General features: G+C 46.2%; 18 protein-coding genes and 1 riboswitch. Of the genes, 5 read left to right on the top strand and 13 right to left on the bottom strand.

The window, feature by feature from the left end; translation table 11 throughout:
- Positions 1-15: 15 nt before the first annotated feature.
- On the top strand, positions 16-828 hold the full coding sequence (locus DF182_RS26140) for a TerC family protein (RefSeq protein ID WP_113618706.1): 813 nt from the start codon (positions 16-18) through the stop codon (positions 826-828).
- 134 nt (positions 829-962) lie between these two features.
- Here the strand turns inward: DF182_RS26140 and DF182_RS26145 are convergent, their stop codons facing one another.
- The 7 genes from DF182_RS26145 to DF182_RS26175 all read right to left on the bottom strand — a co-directional run bounded on the left by DF182_RS26145 (position 963) and on the right by DF182_RS26175 (position 7,003).
- Positions 963-1,925 (bottom strand): hypothetical protein, encoded by a 963-nt coding sequence (locus tag DF182_RS26145; protein ID WP_113618707.1) that lies wholly within the window; start codon positions 1,923-1,925, stop codon positions 963-965.
- A 13-nt stretch (positions 1,926-1,938) separates the two neighbouring features.
- Positions 1,939-3,039, bottom strand: coding sequence for a toxic anion resistance protein (locus DF182_RS26150; RefSeq protein WP_113618708.1), 1,101 nt, complete (start codon positions 3,037-3,039; stop codon positions 1,939-1,941).
- 42 nt (positions 3,040-3,081) lie between these two features.
- On the bottom strand, positions 3,082-3,696 hold the full coding sequence (locus tag DF182_RS26155; RefSeq protein ID WP_113618709.1) for a TerD family protein: 615 nt from the start codon (positions 3,694-3,696) through the stop codon (positions 3,082-3,084).
- A gap of 31 nt (positions 3,697-3,727) precedes the next feature.
- On the bottom strand, positions 3,728-4,282 hold the full coding sequence (locus DF182_RS26160; RefSeq protein WP_113618710.1) for a TerD family protein: 555 nt from the start codon (positions 4,280-4,282) through the stop codon (positions 3,728-3,730).
- Complete coding sequence (locus tag DF182_RS26165; RefSeq protein ID WP_211327213.1) at positions 4,272-5,138, bottom strand: phosphoribosyltransferase family protein; 867 nt, start codon at positions 5,136-5,138, stop codon at positions 4,272-4,274. The genes DF182_RS26160 and DF182_RS26165 overlap by 11 nt, the downstream gene beginning before the upstream one ends.
- The gene (locus DF182_RS26170) at positions 5,114-5,812 is read right to left on the bottom strand and encodes an HAD family hydrolase (RefSeq protein ID WP_113618711.1); all 699 of its coding nucleotides are present in this window, start codon (positions 5,810-5,812) and stop codon (positions 5,114-5,116) included. The genes DF182_RS26165 and DF182_RS26170 overlap by 25 nt, the downstream gene beginning before the upstream one ends.
- A gap of 246 nt (positions 5,813-6,058) precedes the next feature.
- Entirely contained in the window at positions 6,059-7,003 is a 945-nt protein-coding gene (locus DF182_RS26175) for a SlyX family protein (RefSeq protein WP_147243553.1), read from the bottom strand.
- Positions 7,004-7,092: 89 nt separating this feature from the next.
- Positions 7,093-7,194: riboswitch (TPP riboswitch) on the bottom strand.
- Between the two features lie 234 nt (positions 7,195-7,428).
- Between DF182_RS26175 and DF182_RS26180 the strand changes: the two genes are divergently transcribed.
- Positions 7,429-7,635 (top strand): dodecin family protein, encoded by a 207-nt coding sequence (locus tag DF182_RS26180; RefSeq protein ID WP_113618713.1) that lies wholly within the window; start codon positions 7,429-7,431, stop codon positions 7,633-7,635.
- 67 nt (positions 7,636-7,702) lie between these two features.
- Positions 7,703-8,545, top strand: coding sequence for a universal stress protein (locus tag DF182_RS26185; protein ID WP_113618714.1), 843 nt, complete (start codon positions 7,703-7,705; stop codon positions 8,543-8,545).
- Here the strand turns inward: DF182_RS26185 and DF182_RS26190 are convergent, their stop codons facing one another.
- Positions 8,546-9,388 carry a sugar phosphate isomerase/epimerase family protein gene (locus DF182_RS26190; RefSeq protein ID WP_113619738.1) on the bottom strand — a complete coding sequence of 281 codons (843 nt, stop codon included), beginning with the start codon at positions 9,386-9,388 and terminating at the stop codon, positions 8,546-8,548. It lies immediately after the preceding gene.
- A gap of 364 nt (positions 9,389-9,752) precedes the next feature.
- Between DF182_RS26190 and DF182_RS26195 the strand changes: the two genes are divergently transcribed.
- Both DF182_RS26195 and DF182_RS26200 read left to right on the top strand, forming a co-directional pair.
- A complete protein-coding gene (locus DF182_RS26195) occupies positions 9,753-11,345 on the top strand; it encodes a tryptophan halogenase family protein (RefSeq protein ID WP_113618715.1) in 1,593 nt (530 codons plus the stop codon).
- Positions 11,346-11,449: 104 nt separating this feature from the next.
- Entirely contained in the window at positions 11,450-12,469 is a 1,020-nt protein-coding gene (locus DF182_RS26200; RefSeq protein ID WP_147243554.1) for a hypothetical protein, read from the top strand.
- On the opposite strand, the gene DF182_RS26205 is transcribed toward DF182_RS26200, so the two are convergent.
- Genes DF182_RS26205 through DF182_RS26225 form a run of 5 tightly spaced genes read right to left on the bottom strand, consistent with a single transcriptional unit; the run spans position 12,470 to position 18,306 of the window.
- Positions 12,470-13,777 carry a sensor histidine kinase gene (locus DF182_RS26205; RefSeq protein WP_245957565.1) on the bottom strand — a complete coding sequence of 436 codons (1,308 nt, stop codon included), beginning with the start codon at positions 13,775-13,777 and terminating at the stop codon, positions 12,470-12,472. It abuts the gene before it with no gap.
- On the bottom strand, positions 13,758-15,131 hold the full coding sequence (locus DF182_RS26210) for a sigma-54-dependent transcriptional regulator (RefSeq protein ID WP_113618717.1): 1,374 nt from the start codon (positions 15,129-15,131) through the stop codon (positions 13,758-13,760). Before DF182_RS26210 ends, DF182_RS26205 begins: the two co-directional genes overlap by 20 nt.
- A 41-nt stretch (positions 15,132-15,172) precedes the next feature.
- Positions 15,173-16,363: an ABC transporter permease gene (locus tag DF182_RS26215; RefSeq protein WP_113618718.1), complete on the bottom strand. Its 1,191-nt coding sequence runs from the start codon at positions 16,361-16,363 to the stop codon at positions 15,173-15,175.
- Positions 16,364-16,380: 17 nt separating this feature from the next.
- Positions 16,381-17,619 carry an ABC transporter permease gene (locus tag DF182_RS26220; RefSeq protein ID WP_113618719.1) on the bottom strand — a complete coding sequence of 413 codons (1,239 nt, stop codon included), beginning with the start codon at positions 17,617-17,619 and terminating at the stop codon, positions 16,381-16,383.
- 21 nt (positions 17,620-17,640) lie between these two features.
- Positions 17,641-18,306 (bottom strand): ABC transporter ATP-binding protein, encoded by a 666-nt coding sequence (locus tag DF182_RS26225; protein ID WP_113618720.1) that lies wholly within the window; start codon positions 18,304-18,306, stop codon positions 17,641-17,643.
- Positions 18,307-18,333 lie beyond the last annotated feature (27 nt).

The raw sequence follows: 18,333 nt of genomic DNA on the forward strand, positions 1-18,333 counted from the left end.
TAAAAACACACTGAAATGAATTTTGCTGATTTACTGCAACAAATTATCGACAATCCTATCCCTTCCCTGATCGTGGTCGGGAACCTGATTATTATTGAAAGCCTGCTTTCGGTAGACAATGCCGCAGTACTGGCTACTATGGTAATGGACCTGCCCGAGAAACAACGTGACCGTGCTCTTAAATACGGTATTATTGGTGCTTATCTGTTCCGCGGACTCGCTATGTTGTTTGCCTCTTTCCTGATCCAGTTCTGGTGGCTGAAAGCACTGGGCGGATTATACCTGCTGTATCTGGTATTCAGCTGGGTGAAAGACCAGAGAGCCAAACGTAAAAAAGAAAATGGGGAAGAAGAAGAACAGGAATCCATTGACAAGGAAAAGAACTGGCTGTACAAGGTTACTGTAGGTGCTATTGGTCCCTTTTGGGCCACTGTGGCGCTGGTGGAGCTGATGGACATGGCTTTCTCTATCGATAATATTTTTGCTGCAGTAGCTTTTACTGATAATATCCTGCTGGTTTGCCTGGGTGTATTTATCGGTATCCTGGCCATGCGTTTTGTAGCGCAGGCTTTTGTAAGATTGATGACCAAATTCACTTTCCTGGAAACAGCGGCCTATATCGTGATCGCTATCCTGGGTGTGAAACTGTCTCTGTCTCTGTACGAACACTACAACCCGCATTCTCCGCTGACAGAGTTCCTGGAAAGCCACATCGCAGACGTATGGACTTCCATCCTGACAGTGAGCGTGTTCGTTATTCCGATCATTACTTCTGCTCTGCTGAATGTGCCTAAGAGAGGTAACACCGCTGAACTGGACAAAAAGTAACGGTGATACATGTGATGTGGATGATGCTCCTGATGAGTGGAGATTTAAGCGAAAGTTGATTCAGATTTATAATTAACTTTAATAAAACAGTATTGCATCAGTCTTCGGGCTGATGCAATTTTTTTTAAGGGAGATTACAGGCCGTCGGTATTGAGCATAGTCCGGAGGATGTTGGTTTGTACATCGAAGCTGCCGATTTTCTGTAGGAAATCAACATCAGAGATTTTGTCGTAGTACTCGTGGAGAAGTGCCTTCACGTGATCGGGGAGGGCCGTTTTGATAAGATTGGCCTTACTTTCCAGCTGATCGTTTTTGTCGGCCATTTCCTGTGTGAGCTTTGCTTTTTTAGATAAGGTATTGGACCAGTCGATATCGGTGATAGCGGAAAGGTCGCAGAGCAGGAAAAGATTTCTGGAAGGAAGAAAAAGAAACTGGCGGTCCAGTGTCAGGAAGCGGTATACTTCCGCGATCATATTGCCGGACTTGAGTCCGCAGAAAAATTCGGTTTTGAAATCTGTTTTACACAGCAGCCCCATTAGTTTTTTCTGGATGGTGGCATGACTGTTTTTATAGACGTCGTCGGGTTCGTAGGTGATAAGGGCCGACATTTGGTCGGCCGTGATATCATAATAGAAGTCCTGCGAGAACCGGCTGCTGAAGGCGTTGATATTTTTGGAGAAAGGATATTCATCGGTGTTGTCGGAGAGTGTTTGGTACAGTCTCCGCAGCGACAGATTGATTTTCAGTGCTTGTTTCTGTTTGTCGAGCGTATAGTTTTTTTCAGAAAAGACGGAGCTGTTGAGTTTCTCCATCATTTCCCTGTTGAGCTGTATCTCGTCGTAGATAAGGCTTACATTCCTTTCGTTAGCGGATTTGATTTTCTTCAGCAGTTCGATGGCAGAAGCGGTATACTGCAGGTGGAACAGTTCGAGCTTATTGATGTCCAGCTCGGGATTGGTTTCAAATAATTTATGGACAACCTGGCTTCGGAGATATATTTTGTAAATAATCTCCTCTTCAAAAAAAGCGGACAGCAATTGTAGTTTGCTGATAGTTTTATTTGATTCATTTAAAATAATTGCCAGGTTATCCTCCATTACTTTTACACGATTAGCTAACGTTAGTTACATTTTTCTTCAGCTCTGTTTCCAGGTTTTGCAGTTCGCTATTCAGCACTTTACGGCTTTCAGCGCCCTGGTCGTGGATTTTCTTCACCTCATGCAACGTTTCGATGAGTGACTGGGTGGTCCTTTTCAGTGTTTCGATAGACACCACTGTCTTCTCGTTTTCTTTTGCAACCTCAATACTGTTCTGTTTGAGCAGGTCTGCATTTTTTTGCAGGATGGTATTGGTGGTATCGGAGATTTTGCGTTGCATCTCTACGTTAGCTTTCTGTCTTTGCAGCGCTACCGCGATGGTAAGCTGGTTTTTCCAGACAGGGATGGTGGTAGAGATGATGGACTGCGCTTTTTCTGCGATAGAGGTATTGTTATTCTGTACCAGTCTGATCTGAGCGAGTGACTGCAACATGATGAAGCGCACTATTTTCATATCGGCCAGCCTTTTATCGAGGCGGCTGATGAAATCTCTCAGGTCGGCGATTTCGTAGTCGTTGTAGTTGGCGGCGTTCAGTTCCATCTGAGCGAGTTTTTCACTCAGCTCATTGAGTTTCAGCTGTCCTGAAATGATCAGGTCTTCCATCTGCTTGATGTAGTTGACATTGCTGTCGAACATGGTTTGCAGGGAGCTGTTGTCTTTCAGGGAGTTGATACGTCCGGCCTTGATTTTATTGGTGATTTTATCAATATTATTGATAACGGTATCATATTTCTGAAAGAGTTTCTGGGCGTCGACGACCAGTTTTTTCAGGAAAGGCATTTTGGAGATGAAGCTTTTAAAGCCGCTTTGGTTCAGCTCATCCACGTCGATGTAATTCAGTTCAGAGAGCAGTTCGTTGATCAAACCGCCTACTTCACCTGAATTGTAGGTGCGTACAGAAGTCAGGAATTCGTTGCTGTAACGTTCCATGGAGTTCTGTGCTTCGGCCCCGTAGTTCAGGACAGAGTTCACATCGGTGGTAACCAGTGATTTATTCAGCTCGTTGTACTTCTGGGTCTCTGCCGGGGTAATGTTGGACAGGTTGGCATTGCCGTCTTTGTCCAGTCTTACGGGGGTGAGTGCCTGATCGGTAACATTAGGATTTGCTTCCATAAGGTATCAGATTAAAAAGTAATAGCATTACAAAGGTAAGGACTACAGGTATTGCCTTGCAACAGTATCTACTGTTTCCGGCAGTTTTTTGTCGCGGGTAGGTTCACCGATGGCGTTGAATTTCCATTCACCGTTCTTTTTGTAGAAAACGCCCATTACCATAGACACGTGACCGGCGAAACCGGGGCCGCTGGCGATGTCGTAGGTGGCAAATACTTCGTTTACGCGGGAAGGTGAGCCTTCATAGATGCGGATGGAAGCGAACGGGATGGTGCCGAAATCGTGACCTCTGAAGCTGTTGAGCACAAAAGCAACGTAGTTGGTGGTACTGTCGAGGCGGGAGAAGTCGAGGGTGATCACTTCGTTATCCAGGCCGTCGTTGCCATTCATGTCGCCGGTCAGGTCGTCGCCGCTGTGTTGTACGGCCCCGTCTTTAGAACGGAGGTTGCCGAAATATACCACGTCCAGGAGCTGTTTTTGTTCATTGAACAATGCGCAGCTGCCGTCGAGGTCTACGGCTTCCTTAGATTTGGACAGGCCAAAAAGACCTTTCTTTTCAATGGCGCCCCAGTTGATGCCTACACAGATATGCTGCAGTTTGGCGCCGTTGCTTTTTTCGAGGCTGATGCGCTGTCCTTTTTGAAGATTAATAGCCATTATATCGTTGTGTTATTCGTTGTGTTAATGATTAGTTGTATTTGTTCAGATAGTCCTGCAATCCGCCTTTCATGCCTACGCCAACGGCTTCGAATTTCCATTCATCGTTGCGTTTGTAGATACGGCCAAACTCCACGGCTGTTTCGATGGAGAAGTCTTCTTCCAGCTCATACTTCAGTATCACTTCGTTGGTAACGGAGTCGAATACACGCACATAGGAGTTTCTTACCTGGCCGAAGTTCTGCCTTCTGTTCTCCGCTTCGTGGATGGTTACTACCACACATATTTCGGTAACACGGGGATCTACTTTAGACAAGTCTATTTTAATCTGTTCGTCGTCGCCGCTGCCTTCACCGGTGAGGTTATCGCCGGTATGTTCTACTGCACCATCAGGGGAAACGAGGTTGTTGTAAAAGATAAAGTGCTGGTCGGACAGGATCTTTTTGTTTTCGCCCATCACAAAGATGGAAGCGTCCAGGTCGAAGCTGGTGCCGGTAGAAGAGGCGTTGGTGTCCCAGCCGAGTCCAATCGTAAATTTGGGAGCATTAATTGCCTGCCGTTGTCCTTTTTGCAAATTAATTGCCATGTTCTATGCTTTTATGTTTTCTATGAAATATATAGCTGTTAATATAATGAAGATTCCGTTGATAGGCTTCAATAGTATGATAACCATTGCCTAGCGCCATATCATACAAAAGATGAATGAACTTGTCCGATTGATTCTGCAGGAAAATACAAAATGAATCGAAATCGTAATTGAGAATATATTTTACAATTCTGGTATTGATACAGAAATGTTCGTCCTGAATGATTTTTTCCAGGTGGAAGACAGACTTCACATAATGGTAGTTGAGATAGTTCTCAATGTTGGGATGTATGTTATGGTTCTGCAATTCAGCGAAATAGAGCATATACATCTCGTTGGTCAGCTGATAGGCTTCCACCATTTTGAGGATCATTCTTTCGTGTCCGCCGGTGATACGGATATCATCGAGGAACAGGATCGTTTTGCCGGCCAGGAATTCCCGGTCTATATGAAAAGAATCGTTACCGATCAGTTTCAATCGTTGCTCCGCATCCAGTTCACCGTAATCTTCCTTGTAGGTGATGGTACGGTGTACTTTGGTTTCCTGCAGTACCGGATGGCCGTTGGTTGCCAGCCACCTGTTGAGCCGGAAAACGAAATGGTTTTTCATGGCAAAGGTGGCGGTAGGGATAAAGGCATAGGGGCTGGATACCACCACCAGTTGCGGGATGGAGCGTCCTGACAGGTGATGTGCTATAAACCCATCTGCCAGACTGATACCGAATTTTGCAGCTACCGCGTCGTCTCCGAATTTAAAACGGCTATAGTCATCCGGACAGAATCCGAAATCGCTGGCATCGGTGATTTTGTGCAATGAATAGGTCTGTTTCATCAGTTCAGTAAACTTGAAATACATTGATTGTTGGAGTTGACCAATAAGGTATGGATACCTATGGCACTGGCTCCCTGAATGTCTGCTTTCACGTTGTCGCCTATATGAATTATATGCCCGGGAGCCAGTAATTCCCCGTTTCTGGCGCTGGCAATATGATCCAGCATCATGCGGAAAAACTGCTTATTCGGTTTAGACATCCCCTTTTCATCTGAATACAACTGAAAATCGAGGTAACGGTCCAGTTCCAGTTCCTGCAGCACCCGTCTCAGCGTACGGCCTTTGATGAAGGCGGTGTTGCTCAGCAGGCTGAGAGTACAGCCCTGTCTTGCTTTGAGTGTACGCAATACGTTAATGGTAGCAGAACAATATACCGTCGGCAGATATTTCATTACCAGTGATTCCATTTCTCCGTAAAGCGCCTGCAGGTCTATCTTCTCAAAATCATACCGGTGGTCATTCATCTCACTGATCACCATCAGATACAGTTCTTCCGCTTCGAGATTACCACCGGTTTTTTCGTTGATGGCATTCGTCATAAGGTCAATCCTGCGGAAGATCCGGTCTGTTTCTTCCAGTGATTTATGCTGTTGGTTAAAATGATCAAAAAAAAACTTTGTTCTTTCCCGTTTAAAGAAAGGGTTTGATCTGATCAGTGTTAACCAGAGGTCAAAGGAATAATGGTAATAGTTGTTCATCTGTTATTGATGGCATAAGTAATGGCGGTCATGGAACAGCGTTTGAATCAGGGTTAAACCTATTTTGTTGGTAACATAGCATTCATAAGTTATAAGCTGATCATTGGTCTATGAGCCGGGTTAGTATCAAAAAGTCTGCCGGTAATATTTTATCGAACTAATATAACACTTAATCCTACACGAAAATGAAATATTTTCAGGATTAAGGTATTGATAATAAACGATTTCTGTCAAAACGACTTGAAATTATCTAGTGCTGCGCTCATTTTGCAGTTGTTGGATCTTTTCGCCCATGGCTTGATTTTCTTTTGTCAGGGTTTCGATTTTTTTATGCTGTTCGATCATGTAGAGGGTCAGTTCTTCTATTTTCTGCAGCAGCCGGGCACTGATATCGCCCAGGTCCAGCCCTTTATCAGTTACTTCTTTTGCGGAGGGAATGTTGGGCAGGTGCTGGTTGTCCTGAATGAACTTTTCCACGGTTGGTAATGATGGCAGCGTGTAGGCGGGGTCAAACACAAAATCGGCCCAGCTATCCTGGGTGACTTTTACTCTGTTGGTATTGACCTGTCCATTCACATTCAGATTGGAAGGGCGGAGCTTACTGCCCATCGTCACATTGTTGGCCGCATCATACCGGACCATCAGCCCATCATAGGCCTGTGCAGCCTCTCCGTTCAGATAAAATAATTCTGAAATACCCAGTTGCCCCTGGGGACCGCTACCAGTATAAAAAGTAAACCGGAACAGGCCGTATAAACCCGGGATGGAAGCAATATCCTTGATGAATTCACCGGCAGCGTGGTTAGTCACCTCCGCGAGTGTTACCCAGCCGGGGCCGCTCATATCATAACCTTCAATTTTAAAATGGACAGGAGCCCAGTAGCGGGTAGTCCATCCGATGTAGGCGAGTCGCTGGGTATGTTGTGCCTGAAAGCCTTCTATCGTGATGACAGTAGGGTCACTCTCAGAAGGAGCACTCGTATAGGAAGGGTCATATCTTCCGTCAAAAAGTTTGTTGAGGTCCAGCTGGTTGCTGCCTGTCTGTGTTACTTTACAACGAGTATTGGCGTAAAAGAACAGGTTTTTTTCCAATCCGGCATAACTGATATTAGCGGGAGGAACGAGTGTTGCGGTTTGGGCATAGAGAGAAGCGGGCAACAACAGGGCACAGGCCATCCACAGTTTTTTCATGAGTACAGGGTTTAGATTAAAAAAATCAAACCCGTAAGATAGGTATTAAATCAGGACAAAAAAAGAAGGCGCCGGTTTCTCCAGTGCCTCCTTCGTGTTTCCTGCTTCCCTACGCTGGTATTATCCAGTTCAGGTTATTAGGGTTTCATCTCAGATTTGTTTTCATTCCAAACCACCCCTTTTCAGAAACGCTATTAAATGAGGTAAAAGAACCATGCCGTATCTGCTGTTTGGGCAAGCGATTGATTCACAATAAAACCAATTGCTGACACAGCCTTTTACTGTAGCGTGGATTGCACATTCTGTATCAGGTTTTGCCTGTCCGCTTAAAGCCTCAAACCCTTCACAGGAAAGCAGTTGAACAAACAGTTAGATTGTTTGTTCCATGTACAAATGCTGTATTGTTTCACCTTAAAATCTTTGTTATGGGTATCGTAAAAGTGATTGAGGTTATTGCTTCCTCCGAAAAAAGTTTTGATGATGCTATTCAGAACGCGGTGAAGGAAGTGTCCAAAACGGTGCACAATGTAGACTCCGTTTTTATAAAAGATCTGAAAGTGCATGTAAAAGACGGGAAGATCTCCACCTATGGACTGATCTGTAAAGTGTCTTTCAGAGTGGACCATCATTGACACATAAACAGGGATTGGGCCGGCCAATTGTTCAATCCCTATTTCCGCCACATTGAATGAAGCTATTATGAAATCGATGCTGATACTGACCGATTTTTCGGACGCTGCCTTCCGGGCGGCAGAATACGCCAGCAACCTGGCGAACAAGCTGCAAGTAGAGCGGATCATCCTTTACCACGCATACAGGACCATTATAGCTGGTTCCGAATTTCCTGTGCCGACACCCAAAATGGATAATCTCGTTTACGTGGAGAACATGGAGTCACTGGCCGCTATCCAGGACCAGCTGCGCCTTATGATAGATGCAGATATCAAGTATGACCTGCTGGCGGAAGAAACCTATCTGCCCGATCATCTCAACAAACTCTGTAAAGAGAAGGAGGTAGACCTGGTAGTGATGGGTATTTCAGGGAAATCGAACCTGGAACATTTTTTTATGGGCAGTAATACTTCCCAGGTGATGAAAACGAGCGAATACCCGGTACTGGTAGTGCCTAAAGACGCTATCGTAGGTAAAGATATCAAAAGCATCATCTTTTCTACGGACCTGCGGAACATATCAAAATCCTCTGCCCAACAGCTGTATCATTTCCTGGACCTGTTTAAGCCGGAAGTGCATGTAGTAAATGTGGAACCTGTTTCCGAAGAAAAGTATTCCCCGGAAACAAAAGAGCAGATTTCCCAGCTGCATGACTTGCTGGAGCAATACAATCCCACTTTCCATTATATGAACGGTAACAATGTAGTGGAAGGCGTGCTCGAGTTTTCACGGGAGCATCATGCATCCCTGATTGTGACGGTTCCGAAGAAACATTCTTTTATCTCTTCCATTTTTCACAAGAGTATATCGAAGGAGCTTGCTTATAATTCGCAGGTGCCTTTGTTGTCGATACCGGCATTGCCGGAATGATTATTTTACTGTGTTAACGACCCCTTTGAAATAGCCAACAGATTCTGCGATACCGGGCAGTGGATCTGCCATGTCTTTCTCATACTCTATGCTGCAGATGCCTTTATATTTTATTTTTTCCAATGCGCTTGCCAGCTGATCGAAGCGGATGACGCCTCTGCCTATTTCGGTGGCCTTACCATCTTTGGATGCCTGTGTTACATCTTTGAGATGGAGGTCGAATACCCGGTCTTTGTAAGCCAGTACAGCTTTGGCTGGATCTTCGCCCGCACGGGTAGCATGGCCGATGTCGATGCACAAGCCCATGCGCGCGTCGCGGTTCCGGATATGTTTCCAGGCATTTTCAGGACCGGGATACAGGGCATCTTCCGGACCGTGGTTGTGGATGGCGATGCGGATGTTGGTGGCCTTTACTTTTTCTTCTGTATAGTCCAGCAGTTCCGGTGTGGGAACCCCTACAATCATGGGTACGCCAACTCTTTGGGCATAAGCGAAGGCTTCATCTACTGCCTGCCGGGTTTTCATATAGATAACGCCTACAGCATACACGTTAATGCCTGCATCCTTGAATTTACCTAATACCTCTTGTATTTTTTCCGGGCTGCTGTTAAGAGGAAGATGAATGTCCTTGACGGAAATATGCCGGATGTTGGTCCGTTGCATCATGCTGATGGCCTGGTCCAGGCTGAATTGGGCAAAGGTATATCCCGCTACGCCTACAGAGAGCCTGTCTTTGGCGGGAGTGGTGTCGGATTTCCTGCCGGCAGCAGCCATTAAGGGTGAAAAGGAGGTGGCTGCCAGGCCCAGAGAGGCCTGCAGCAAAAAGTTTCTTCGTGTAGACATATGTTGCAAGTTGATGATCCCGGACAAGATCTTCATTTTTTTTCTTTTTTTCCAGAGAATTTATAAGGAGATGATCAGCGTACGAGCGTTACCGTGCCCTGTTGCTGTACGTCCTTTGTTGATTTTTTATACCGGTGCTCAGGCAAGTCTGCCATGTTGTTGCTGAATGATCTGAGCCCGTAAGAAAAAGTACTTACAATGAATTCCCACTGCGGCGGCTATGCTGCAGCGATGCTTATCACCTTTGTGAGCGGAAAACTCGCTGTTCACGAAATAGCAGATAAAACGTAAACCATCAACTATAAACGAAAACCCATCTCATTACTTCTTTCAATCCCCTTAACTCTTTTAATCATCACTTCTTATGAGTAACAAAGTCAGTAACATTACCATCGTGGGCGGTGGGACTGCCGGATGGATGACGGCTTCCTATCTGAATAAAGTTTTTGGGCAGAATGTTGATATAACACTTGTAGAGTCCCCCAATATTTCTACAGTAGGTGTTGGTGAAGCCACATTCAGTACCATCAAACTATTCTTCGACTTCCTGGAGCTGGAAGAACATGACTGGATGCCACATTGCAACGGTAGCTACAAAATGGCAATCAAATTTGTCGATTGGAACGCAGAAAAAAAACATTTTTATCATCCTTTCCAACGGTATGAGATCGTAGACGGATTTCATATTGGTGAGTGGTGGCTGAAACACAAAGACCAGCTGGACGCTTTTGACTACTCCAGTTTTATGGTGTCTGCCCTGTGCGACAACAAACGCGCCCCCAGATTCCTGGACGGCAGGGTGTTTGACACAAAAGTACAGGACCTGTTCACCCCCGACAGGGCTTTCAAAAAAAACATGCTGGCCGACCTGAAGATACAGTATCCTTATGCATACCATTTTAATGCAGCGCTGCTGGCCAACTTCCTGAGAGAGCTGGCCATTGGCAAGGGCGTACGTCATATAGCCGATGACGTAGTAGGTGTATCACAGGCCGAAAATGGCTTTATATCTGGCATTACCACTAAAGAGCATGGTGAAATAGAAGGTGATCTGTTCATCGACTGTACCGGATTTAAGGGAATGCTGATCAACAAGGTACTGAACGAACAGTTCATTCCTTTTGCAGAATCCCTGCTTTGTGATACTGCGCTGGCGATGCAGGTACCACGCGATATCGAGAAGGATGGTATGAATCCTTTCACCAGTGCTACCGCACTGAGCTCAGGATGGGTATGGAATATTCCCTTATACGGCCGTGATGGTACCGGTTATGTTTTCTCCAGCGCATTTATTACGCCGGAAGAAGCAGAGAAAGAATTCCGTAAACATGTAGGTAAAGCATCCGATAACTGCAACGCCTCCCTGATCAAAATGAGGATAGGCCGTAACCACAACGCATGGGTGAAAAACTGCGTGGCCATCGGATTGGCCAACGCCTTTGTGGAGCCGCTCGAATCTACTGGTATCTTTTTCATCCAGCAGGGTATCGAAGAGCTGGTGGCCAACTTCCCGGACAAACAATGCTCTCCTGAATTGCAGAAACGTTACAACAAAACGATCGGTGAATGCATCGATGGAGTACGGGACTTCCTGACATTGCACTACTGTGCCAGCAGCCGGTATGATACTCCTTTCTGGAAGGCTACCAAACATGACCTCAAATTATCTGATGACCTGAAGGAGCGTCAGGCAGAGTGGAAGGTACGCCTGCCTAACCCAAGGAACATCAATCCCAACTATCACGGCTTTGAATCCTACTCCTATGCGGTGATGCTGCAGGGGCTGGGTTACAGTCCGGAAAACTGCCTGCCTGTTCTGCAGCATATGGACAGCACCAGGGCGCTGGAAGCATTCCGTAGAATACGGGAACGCACCAACGAATTAATCAGGACCCTGCCGTCGCAATACGAGTACCTGACATCGGTACGCGTAGGACAGAACGCTGGCGTAATGTAGCCGAAATTGCCATGTGGCGGAAATGTTGCTGCATGGCAATTTTTTTATGATCCGGATGGTAATATTAATGCCGGAAAAGTTATTTTAGTATAAAATCCATGTTAATGAGAAAATCAATATCAATGGCGATAGCGTTGAGTGGTCTCACCCTGCTGTTTGCCTGTGATGAGAGAGATACCTATACCTCTTATTCCTCTACCGAAAAAAATGGCATTGCTTCCGGATCGATCAGCCTCAGCAACGACAGTGTTTCATTGGAGATATCCTATTCGGGCGATATTCAGCTGAATGAAGAGGGAACAGCTGTGAAAACAATATCTCCGGAAGGTTTCCTGAAATATAAAAAGAACAATAAAAAGTTCTCCGCTGTCAGCGACAAACAGGGGAATATTACTTATGAACTGTCTGATGCCGGCAACAGTCCGGAGGGCGATGCGGCACGCAATACGTTTATTGCGGATGCACTCCGGGAAATGGTCGTCTATGGCTTTAATGCGAAGAACAGGCTGCCGGCACTTTATAAAAAAGGAGGCAGTGCTGCTGTATTACGGGAGGCCGCAGCGGCAAGAACGGATGAACTGAGAAGCAGCTATCTGGAATTTCTGCTGAAAATAGATTCGCTCCAGCAAAGCGACCTTACACTCATCGCGCAGATGGTGGCCGGTAAAATCAATGGTGACGTGGAAAAAGTAAAACTGTTGCAGTTGTTCCGTACTGGTTATATGAGTGACATACAGACAGCCAATGCAGCCCTTTCTATTGCGGAAAGCATTCATTCCGGGCTGGAGAAAACAAAGGCACTTGAACTGATACTGGCTCAGCCGATTATGACAGATGAGGTGGTGCGGGCATTAAAGATCAACAACACGATCAGTGGTGATCTGGGTAAGATGGATGTCCTGTATTTCCTTGCAAAGAAAGAGCATCAGCCATCAGAACACTGGATAGCGCTGATTAATGCAACAGGTCAACTGTCTTCCGAGCTGGAGAGAGCAAAAGTACTGGAGCAGATTGCTACTAAATTACCCGCTGACGAGCCAACGGTGAAGGAGGCCTTCAGAAAAGTGGCCGGTACCATCACTTCCCCGATGATCGCTGAAAAAGTAATGGGCGCGGTAAAATAACTATTCCCTGAAGCGGAATGTAAAGGCCGTATGGCCAGGACGAAGTGTTTGCAGGGAAAACTCGAAACCGTGGTTGATAAGTACTTCTTTTACAAGGGTAAGGCCAATACCTTGCCCATCTCTTTTTGTGCTGTAAAACGGACTGAAAAGCTGATCGTTGTCCTGTGCTGTGATGCCCTTGCCATTGTCCGCGATGATCAGCTGTCTGCTGACGGGATGGGTGATAAAGGTGATAATCCCTGCTTCTGCGATAGCTTCTATCGAATTTTTTACCACATTAATCAGTACCTGCTCCATCTGGCGTTTGTCGGCTAATATCATAAAAGCACCGGCTTCCAGCTCATAACGGAAATCGATGTGTTTGTCCCGGGCCATGGTGACCAGGAAACCAGACAGGGAATGGATAAGTCCGTGCAGGTCCAGGTCTGCCCGCTGTGGCTCCGGTAACCGTACCACATCTGCAAAATTCCGCATGAATATGCTCAGGTTATTATTGCGCTCAAAGGCCACCTGCAGCGCATGTTCCAGAGGCGCTGCCTGAGAACTTTTTTTGATCCCGTCCGACATTAAGGTGGTCTGAATAATAGAGTTGACCGGCCCTATCGTATTGTTCACTTCGTGGGCCATCATACGTATCACTTTCCCATAGGCCTTTTTCTCTGCGGCCAGTATCTCTGTGGTCAGTTCTTCTATCATAATAAAATGACGGGTAAATCCCCTGTCAATAAAATGGGACTTCTGCAATTTGAAGGTGCTGGAACCATTGAGGGTAACGGTTCTTGTTTCTCCTGATCTCAGTGTTTTGATCTCCTGCATCAAAGGGTGGGAGAGGCTGTCTACCGGTTTGTCTGTCAGCGTAGAGGCGTCGGCGTTAAGCAGCTTGAGTGCCCTGGGATTTACCTGTTGTATGTTTTCATCGTAATCCAGTATTAGGATTCCCGTGGGAGAGGTGTAGATAAGTTTTTCAAGGAATAAATGTTGTTGTTCCTGTTTGGTTCGCTCTGCCCTCAGTTCATCGGTCATCTGGTTATAGACTTTTATCAGTTCGTCCATCTCGTATTGTCCGGTGAGGTTGAATTTGATGCTGAAGTCTTTGCTTTTGATAGCTTCGGTACCGTGCATCAGCAGCTGCAGCGGGCGTATCAGCTGTTTATATAACTGCCATGCAATCAGTACCAGTATCAGCACAAAGCCTTCTGACGCCAGAAACAGCAGTTTGTTTTGTTTCAGGATGAAGTAGGATAATACCAGTATGTTGGAAAGAAGTATGACTACAAACAGGATGAATTTAGTCCGAAGTTTCATCATATGGGATGTTATATTTTTGTAACCGGCGATATAATGAACCACGGGTAAGACCAAGTGAGGCTGCGGCTTTGGATATTTTGTTCCTGTGAAATTCCAGTGAGCGTTTGATCATCAGTACTTCCACTTCGTCGAGGGTAAGCGTGCCTACTTCGGGGAGCTGCAGATAACCTTTTTTGGCAGGAGACTGTTCCAGCTGGGAACGGAAATCTTCTATGTCCAGCAGATCTTTGCGGCTCACCAGTACGGAGCGTTCTACCAGGTTTTTGAGCTGTCTGATATTACCGGGTAGTGGCAGCTGTTGCAGCCATTTCAGGGCTTCTGCTGTCATGGCGAGGGACGGACGGTTATAGAGTTCTCTGAGATTGTTGAGGAAGAAGTTGGCCAGCAGCGGGATATCTCTGGGGCGTTCCCGCAGGGAAGGAAGATGAAGGCTGATCAGGTTGATCCTGTACAGGAGGTCTTCACGGAAAGATCCGTTGGCCACCATTTCATGCAGATTTTTATTGGTGGCGCATATCACTCTTACATCTGCTGTACGGGAGCGGCTGCTGCCCAGCACTTCGTAGGTGCGGTCCTGTAATACACGCAGCAGTTTCACCTGGCTACCCGGATCGAGATCACCGATTTCATCAAGGAAAATAGTTCCTTTATTGCTCAGCTCGAAGCGCCCTGCCCGGTCGGTGCGGGCATCTGTAAAGGCGCCCCGCACATGGCCAAACATTTCGCTTTCAAAGAGTGATGCGGAAATACCACCCAGGTTTACTTTGATGAATGATTTGTTATGACGAAGGCTGTTCTGATGAATGGCTTCTGCAATCAGTTCTTTGCCTGTGCCGCTTTCTCCGGTTATCAGTACGGCTGCATCCGTAGGCGCCACCCTGCCGGTTGTTTCCAGCAACGATATCATCTGCGGATCTTCTCCGATGATATTATTGAAGTTATACAGACTATCGAGTTGTTTGCGGGTATGGTGTTCGGTGCTGGCCTGCTGCAGTTGCAACAGTGTTCTGGCCGATTGCAGCATGTGGTCATTGCTCCAGGGTTTGGTGATAAAATCACTGGCGCCGGCTTTCATCCCCTGTACAGCCAGTTCTATGGTTCCCCATCCGGTGAGCAGCATAACGGGGATGGAAGGATACGCCGCCCTGATACGATGCAGCAGTGCCATGCCTTCCTTTCCGGATGTTTCGATGGAAAAATTCAGGTCCAGCACAATCAGGGCAATGTCACGCTTATGAAGTATGGATAATGCTTCTTCAGGCAGCGATGCAGCCACCACTTCGTAGCCCTCATGCTGAAAAAGAAGCAGCAAGGAAGTCCTTACTGCAAGATCATCATCGATAATTAATATCATGGAATTAAAGATAACACATTTTTATTCTTCTGCCAGCGGCGCTAATTCTCGTGCAGCGCGATGGCCGGATAGATATCTGCAGCCTGTTTTCCGGGATACAATGCGCATATGATAACCAGCACATAAATAAATACGATGGATAGTACCAGTGCCAGCAAATAAGTGCTGGTACTCAGGTCAAAGATGTTCATCAATGGAAACTGAATAGCAAAAAAACAACCAGTCAGCATCGACAGGGTAGACAGCACCATCGTTTCTCCGATCAGCTGCCAGGCAATATCTTTTTTGGTAGCTCCTATGGCCCTTCTCAGCCCGATCTCACCTCTTCGTTTGTTGATATTGTGCCATAACACGCCAAACAAACCCAGCGCCACGTTGATGATAAAAAACAAGGTGACAATCAGTATAATAACCAGCGGTACCAGCTGCTCTTTATTTTTGGCCGCTCTTCTTTTCTCCAGATGCTCAATTTCTATACTGGCATTCCTTGCCAGACTCGATAGCGTTTTGAACAGCTGTGCTTCAAAAGAGGCGCCGGTTCCGGGTTTTACGCTGACCTGGATCGTGTTGCTATTACCATAAAAAGTAGAGTCGGGGCGGGTATAAAAACCACTTTCCGGCATCACATAATCTCCTTTGTTCTTCATATCGTTCACTACACCGATCACCCGGTAACTTCTGTCAAGAAGCGTTATTACCTTATTGATCGGATCTTCATCCCTGAACAGTTTGTCTTTTAGTTTTGTGTTGATGACAATCGGCGTATAGCCTGCAGCGTTATCATCTCTGTTGAACCAACGGCCGGACAACAACTTCATGTTCATCAGTGTTGCATAATTGTCTTCCACTGTATAGATGTCGGCGACGGTCTTTACTTTACCGTAGGTCAGATTGTTCACAAATATCCTTGTGCGGGCGTAGGGCGTATTATTGCTGGTATAACTTACTTGTTCCACTTCCGGCATGGACCGGATTTGTTGTTTTACCATCTGTTCCAGCAGCATGGCGGAGTCCCGCGAAAGCGGCTGCTTGTCTTCACTCCCGGATGTATTCCTTGTGATGTTCCATACGTTCTTATATTCGAAGCCTCTGGGTTCACGGTAGGCCTTGTAGTAGTTGATGACAAGTGTAAAAACCGCAAACATTACGAGGAAGGAAAAAAACAATTCCAGCATGATCAGGAAGTTATGCTTTTTTTTATTCCAGATAAGTTTGAACAGATGTTGTAGCATAATGGGAGTTTTTTTGTTCAGGATGCTTTCAGGGCGGTGACCACATTCATTTTAGACATACGCCACGCAGGGTATACACCCGACAACAGCCCGAAGATCAGGGATACGAGAAAGCTGTAAAACAGCACCGTAAAATTGACAGCGAGATGCAGGTTATCTACAAACTGGCTGTAGTTGAATATCTGAATGACCACCACCGCCAGCACTACGCCAAGGATACCGCCGATAACAGTGAGAATGATGTTCTCCACGATAAACTGCAGGATCAGCACTTTCGACGAGGCTCCAAACGATTTACGGATACCGATTTCGGAAGACCGCTCAGAGATACGGCTGATATTGATATTGACCAGGTTTAGCGTAGGTAGTAGTAAAAACAGGAAGAGCAGCGCGCCAGCCCCGGAAAAGGTTTTCACCACGCCTGCATCCTGACTGTCATCATCGGCTGCTACAGATTGACGGGTAAAGACCACGAGGTAAGGATCAGCATAGGATTGTACTTTGTCGTATTGTCCGTTCAGCTGGACTTTAGACACGATCTGCTGATATTCTTCCTGTATCCTGGGCAGGTCCGATTTATTGCGGGCCAGCAACGTGGCTATAAAAATACCTTCATATGCATGAGAAGACAGGTTGCTCTTGGATTCCGTATAGGGAAGAAAAGCGTCTCCGTAGTTATAACGCAGCGTTACCGGCACATTTTTAACTACACCGATAACGCGGTATTGTACATTGTCCGTTTCTATGTATTTACCGGTTACATGCTGGTCATCACCAAAATAATTTCTCCGGGTATCTTCGGAGATAACAATCACTTTTTCACCGTTGTCGATCTGTTGCTGCGTATATGGTTTCCCTTCTGTAAACTTATACTGAAATACGTCCCAGAACTGGTCGTTGGTATATTTGATATTGATGACGATCTTTTTGTTGCTCACATAGGTATTGGTAGCCTGTGGCTCTGAAGCGAGTGCTATGCTGACAGGTATTTTCAGTTTGGAAATGTATTGCCTGAAGTAGTAATAACTCAGCGGGCTTTGGCTCATAGAGCCCTGGGAAGTCATTTTTACCTCGGTGATATACAGTTCCCTGTCCCTGTTGACGTCGGGATAGGAGGGGCTGAGCACATGGTCCAGTAGGGCGGTGAGCACAATGATGATCATCAGGGTGAAACTGATACCGAACAGGCTGATGAAAGTGAAGAATTTCCTTCTCTTCAGTACGGCGATGGCTATTTTAAAATAGTTACTTAGCATGTGAAATCAGTTAGCTATAAATTATAATACCTGGGTGCCATCGAAGAGGCGGAAGAGACGGTGTGTTTTCCTGGCCATGCTTTCATCATGGGTGACCATCACAATGGTGGTGCCATCGTTACGGTTGATGTTCAGGAGGATATCCATTACTTCATTGCCCATGATACTGTCGAGGTTACCGGTAGGCTCATCGGCGAGTATGATCTCAGGTCTGCCTACAATAGCTCTGGCGATGGCCACGCGCTGCCGCTGTCCACCTGACAGTTGTGTGGGGAAATGCTGCAGGCGGTTGCTTAATCCTACTTTACCCAGTGCTTCGGTAGCGAGGGCCTTCCGTTCTTTGGCGCTGCACTTGCGGTACAACAATGGAAGCTCCACATTGTCCAGTACTTTAAGGTCATTGATAAGATGATAGCTCTGGAAGATGAAGCCCAGTTTTATGTTTCTGAACCTGGCCAGCTGTTCGTCGGAAAGATGTATGGTCTGCTGACTATCGATCCATATCTCACCGCGTGAAGGAGCATCCAGTAATCCCATGATATTCATCAGGGTGCTTTTGCCACATCCGGAAGGGCCCATGATGGATAGAAACTCGCCTTTGGGGACATCCAGATTGATACGGTTCAGGGCCAGCGTCTCAATGGTATCAGTGCGATATACTTTTTCTATATTCTTCAGGCTGATCATTTCTTTATATTTTAAACGATAGTAAAA

The sequence above is a fragment of the Chitinophaga flava genome (assembly GCF_003308995.1).
In the GTDB taxonomy this organism is placed as follows: Bacteria; Bacteroidota; Bacteroidia; order Chitinophagales; family Chitinophagaceae; genus Chitinophaga; species Chitinophaga flava.

Coding starts and splice junctions, on each gene's coding strand:
- DF182_RS26140 (WP_113618706.1), top strand. CDS start 16: ATGAATTTTGCTGATTTACTGCAACAAATTATCGACAATCCTATCCCT.
- DF182_RS26145 (WP_113618707.1), bottom strand. CDS start 1,925: ATGGAGGATAACCTGGCAATTATTTTAAATGAATCAAATAAAACTATC.
- DF182_RS26150 (WP_113618708.1), bottom strand. CDS start 3,039: ATGGAAGCAAATCCTAATGTTACCGATCAGGCACTCACCCCCGTAAGA.
- DF182_RS26155 (WP_113618709.1), bottom strand. CDS start 3,696: ATGGCTATTAATCTTCAAAAAGGACAGCGCATCAGCCTCGAAAAAAGC.
- DF182_RS26160 (WP_113618710.1), bottom strand. CDS start 4,282: ATGGCAATTAATTTGCAAAAAGGACAACGGCAGGCAATTAATGCTCCC.
- DF182_RS26165 (WP_211327213.1), bottom strand. CDS start 5,138: ATGTATTTCAAGTTTACTGAACTGATGAAACAGACCTATTCATTGCAC.
- DF182_RS26170 (WP_113618711.1), bottom strand. CDS start 5,812: ATGAACAACTATTACCATTATTCCTTTGACCTCTGGTTAACACTGATC.
- DF182_RS26175 (WP_147243553.1), bottom strand. CDS start 7,003: ATGAAAAAACTGTGGATGGCCTGTGCCCTGTTGTTGCCCGCTTCTCTC.
- DF182_RS26180 (WP_113618713.1), top strand. CDS start 7,429: ATGGGTATCGTAAAAGTGATTGAGGTTATTGCTTCCTCCGAAAAAAGT.
- DF182_RS26185 (WP_113618714.1), top strand. CDS start 7,703: ATGAAATCGATGCTGATACTGACCGATTTTTCGGACGCTGCCTTCCGG.
- DF182_RS26190 (WP_113619738.1), bottom strand. CDS start 9,388: ATGTCTACACGAAGAAACTTTTTGCTGCAGGCCTCTCTGGGCCTGGCA.
- DF182_RS26195 (WP_113618715.1), top strand. CDS start 9,753: ATGAGTAACAAAGTCAGTAACATTACCATCGTGGGCGGTGGGACTGCC.
- DF182_RS26200 (WP_147243554.1), top strand. CDS start 11,450: ATGAGAAAATCAATATCAATGGCGATAGCGTTGAGTGGTCTCACCCTG.
- DF182_RS26205 (WP_245957565.1), bottom strand. CDS start 13,777: ATGATGAAACTTCGGACTAAATTCATCCTGTTTGTAGTCATACTTCTT.
- DF182_RS26210 (WP_113618717.1), bottom strand. CDS start 15,131: ATGATATTAATTATCGATGATGATCTTGCAGTAAGGACTTCCTTGCTG.
- DF182_RS26215 (WP_113618718.1), bottom strand. CDS start 16,363: ATGCTACAACATCTGTTCAAACTTATCTGGAATAAAAAAAAGCATAAC.
- DF182_RS26220 (WP_113618719.1), bottom strand. CDS start 17,619: ATGCTAAGTAACTATTTTAAAATAGCCATCGCCGTACTGAAGAGAAGG.
- DF182_RS26225 (WP_113618720.1), bottom strand. CDS start 18,306: ATGATCAGCCTGAAGAATATAGAAAAAGTATATCGCACTGATACCATT.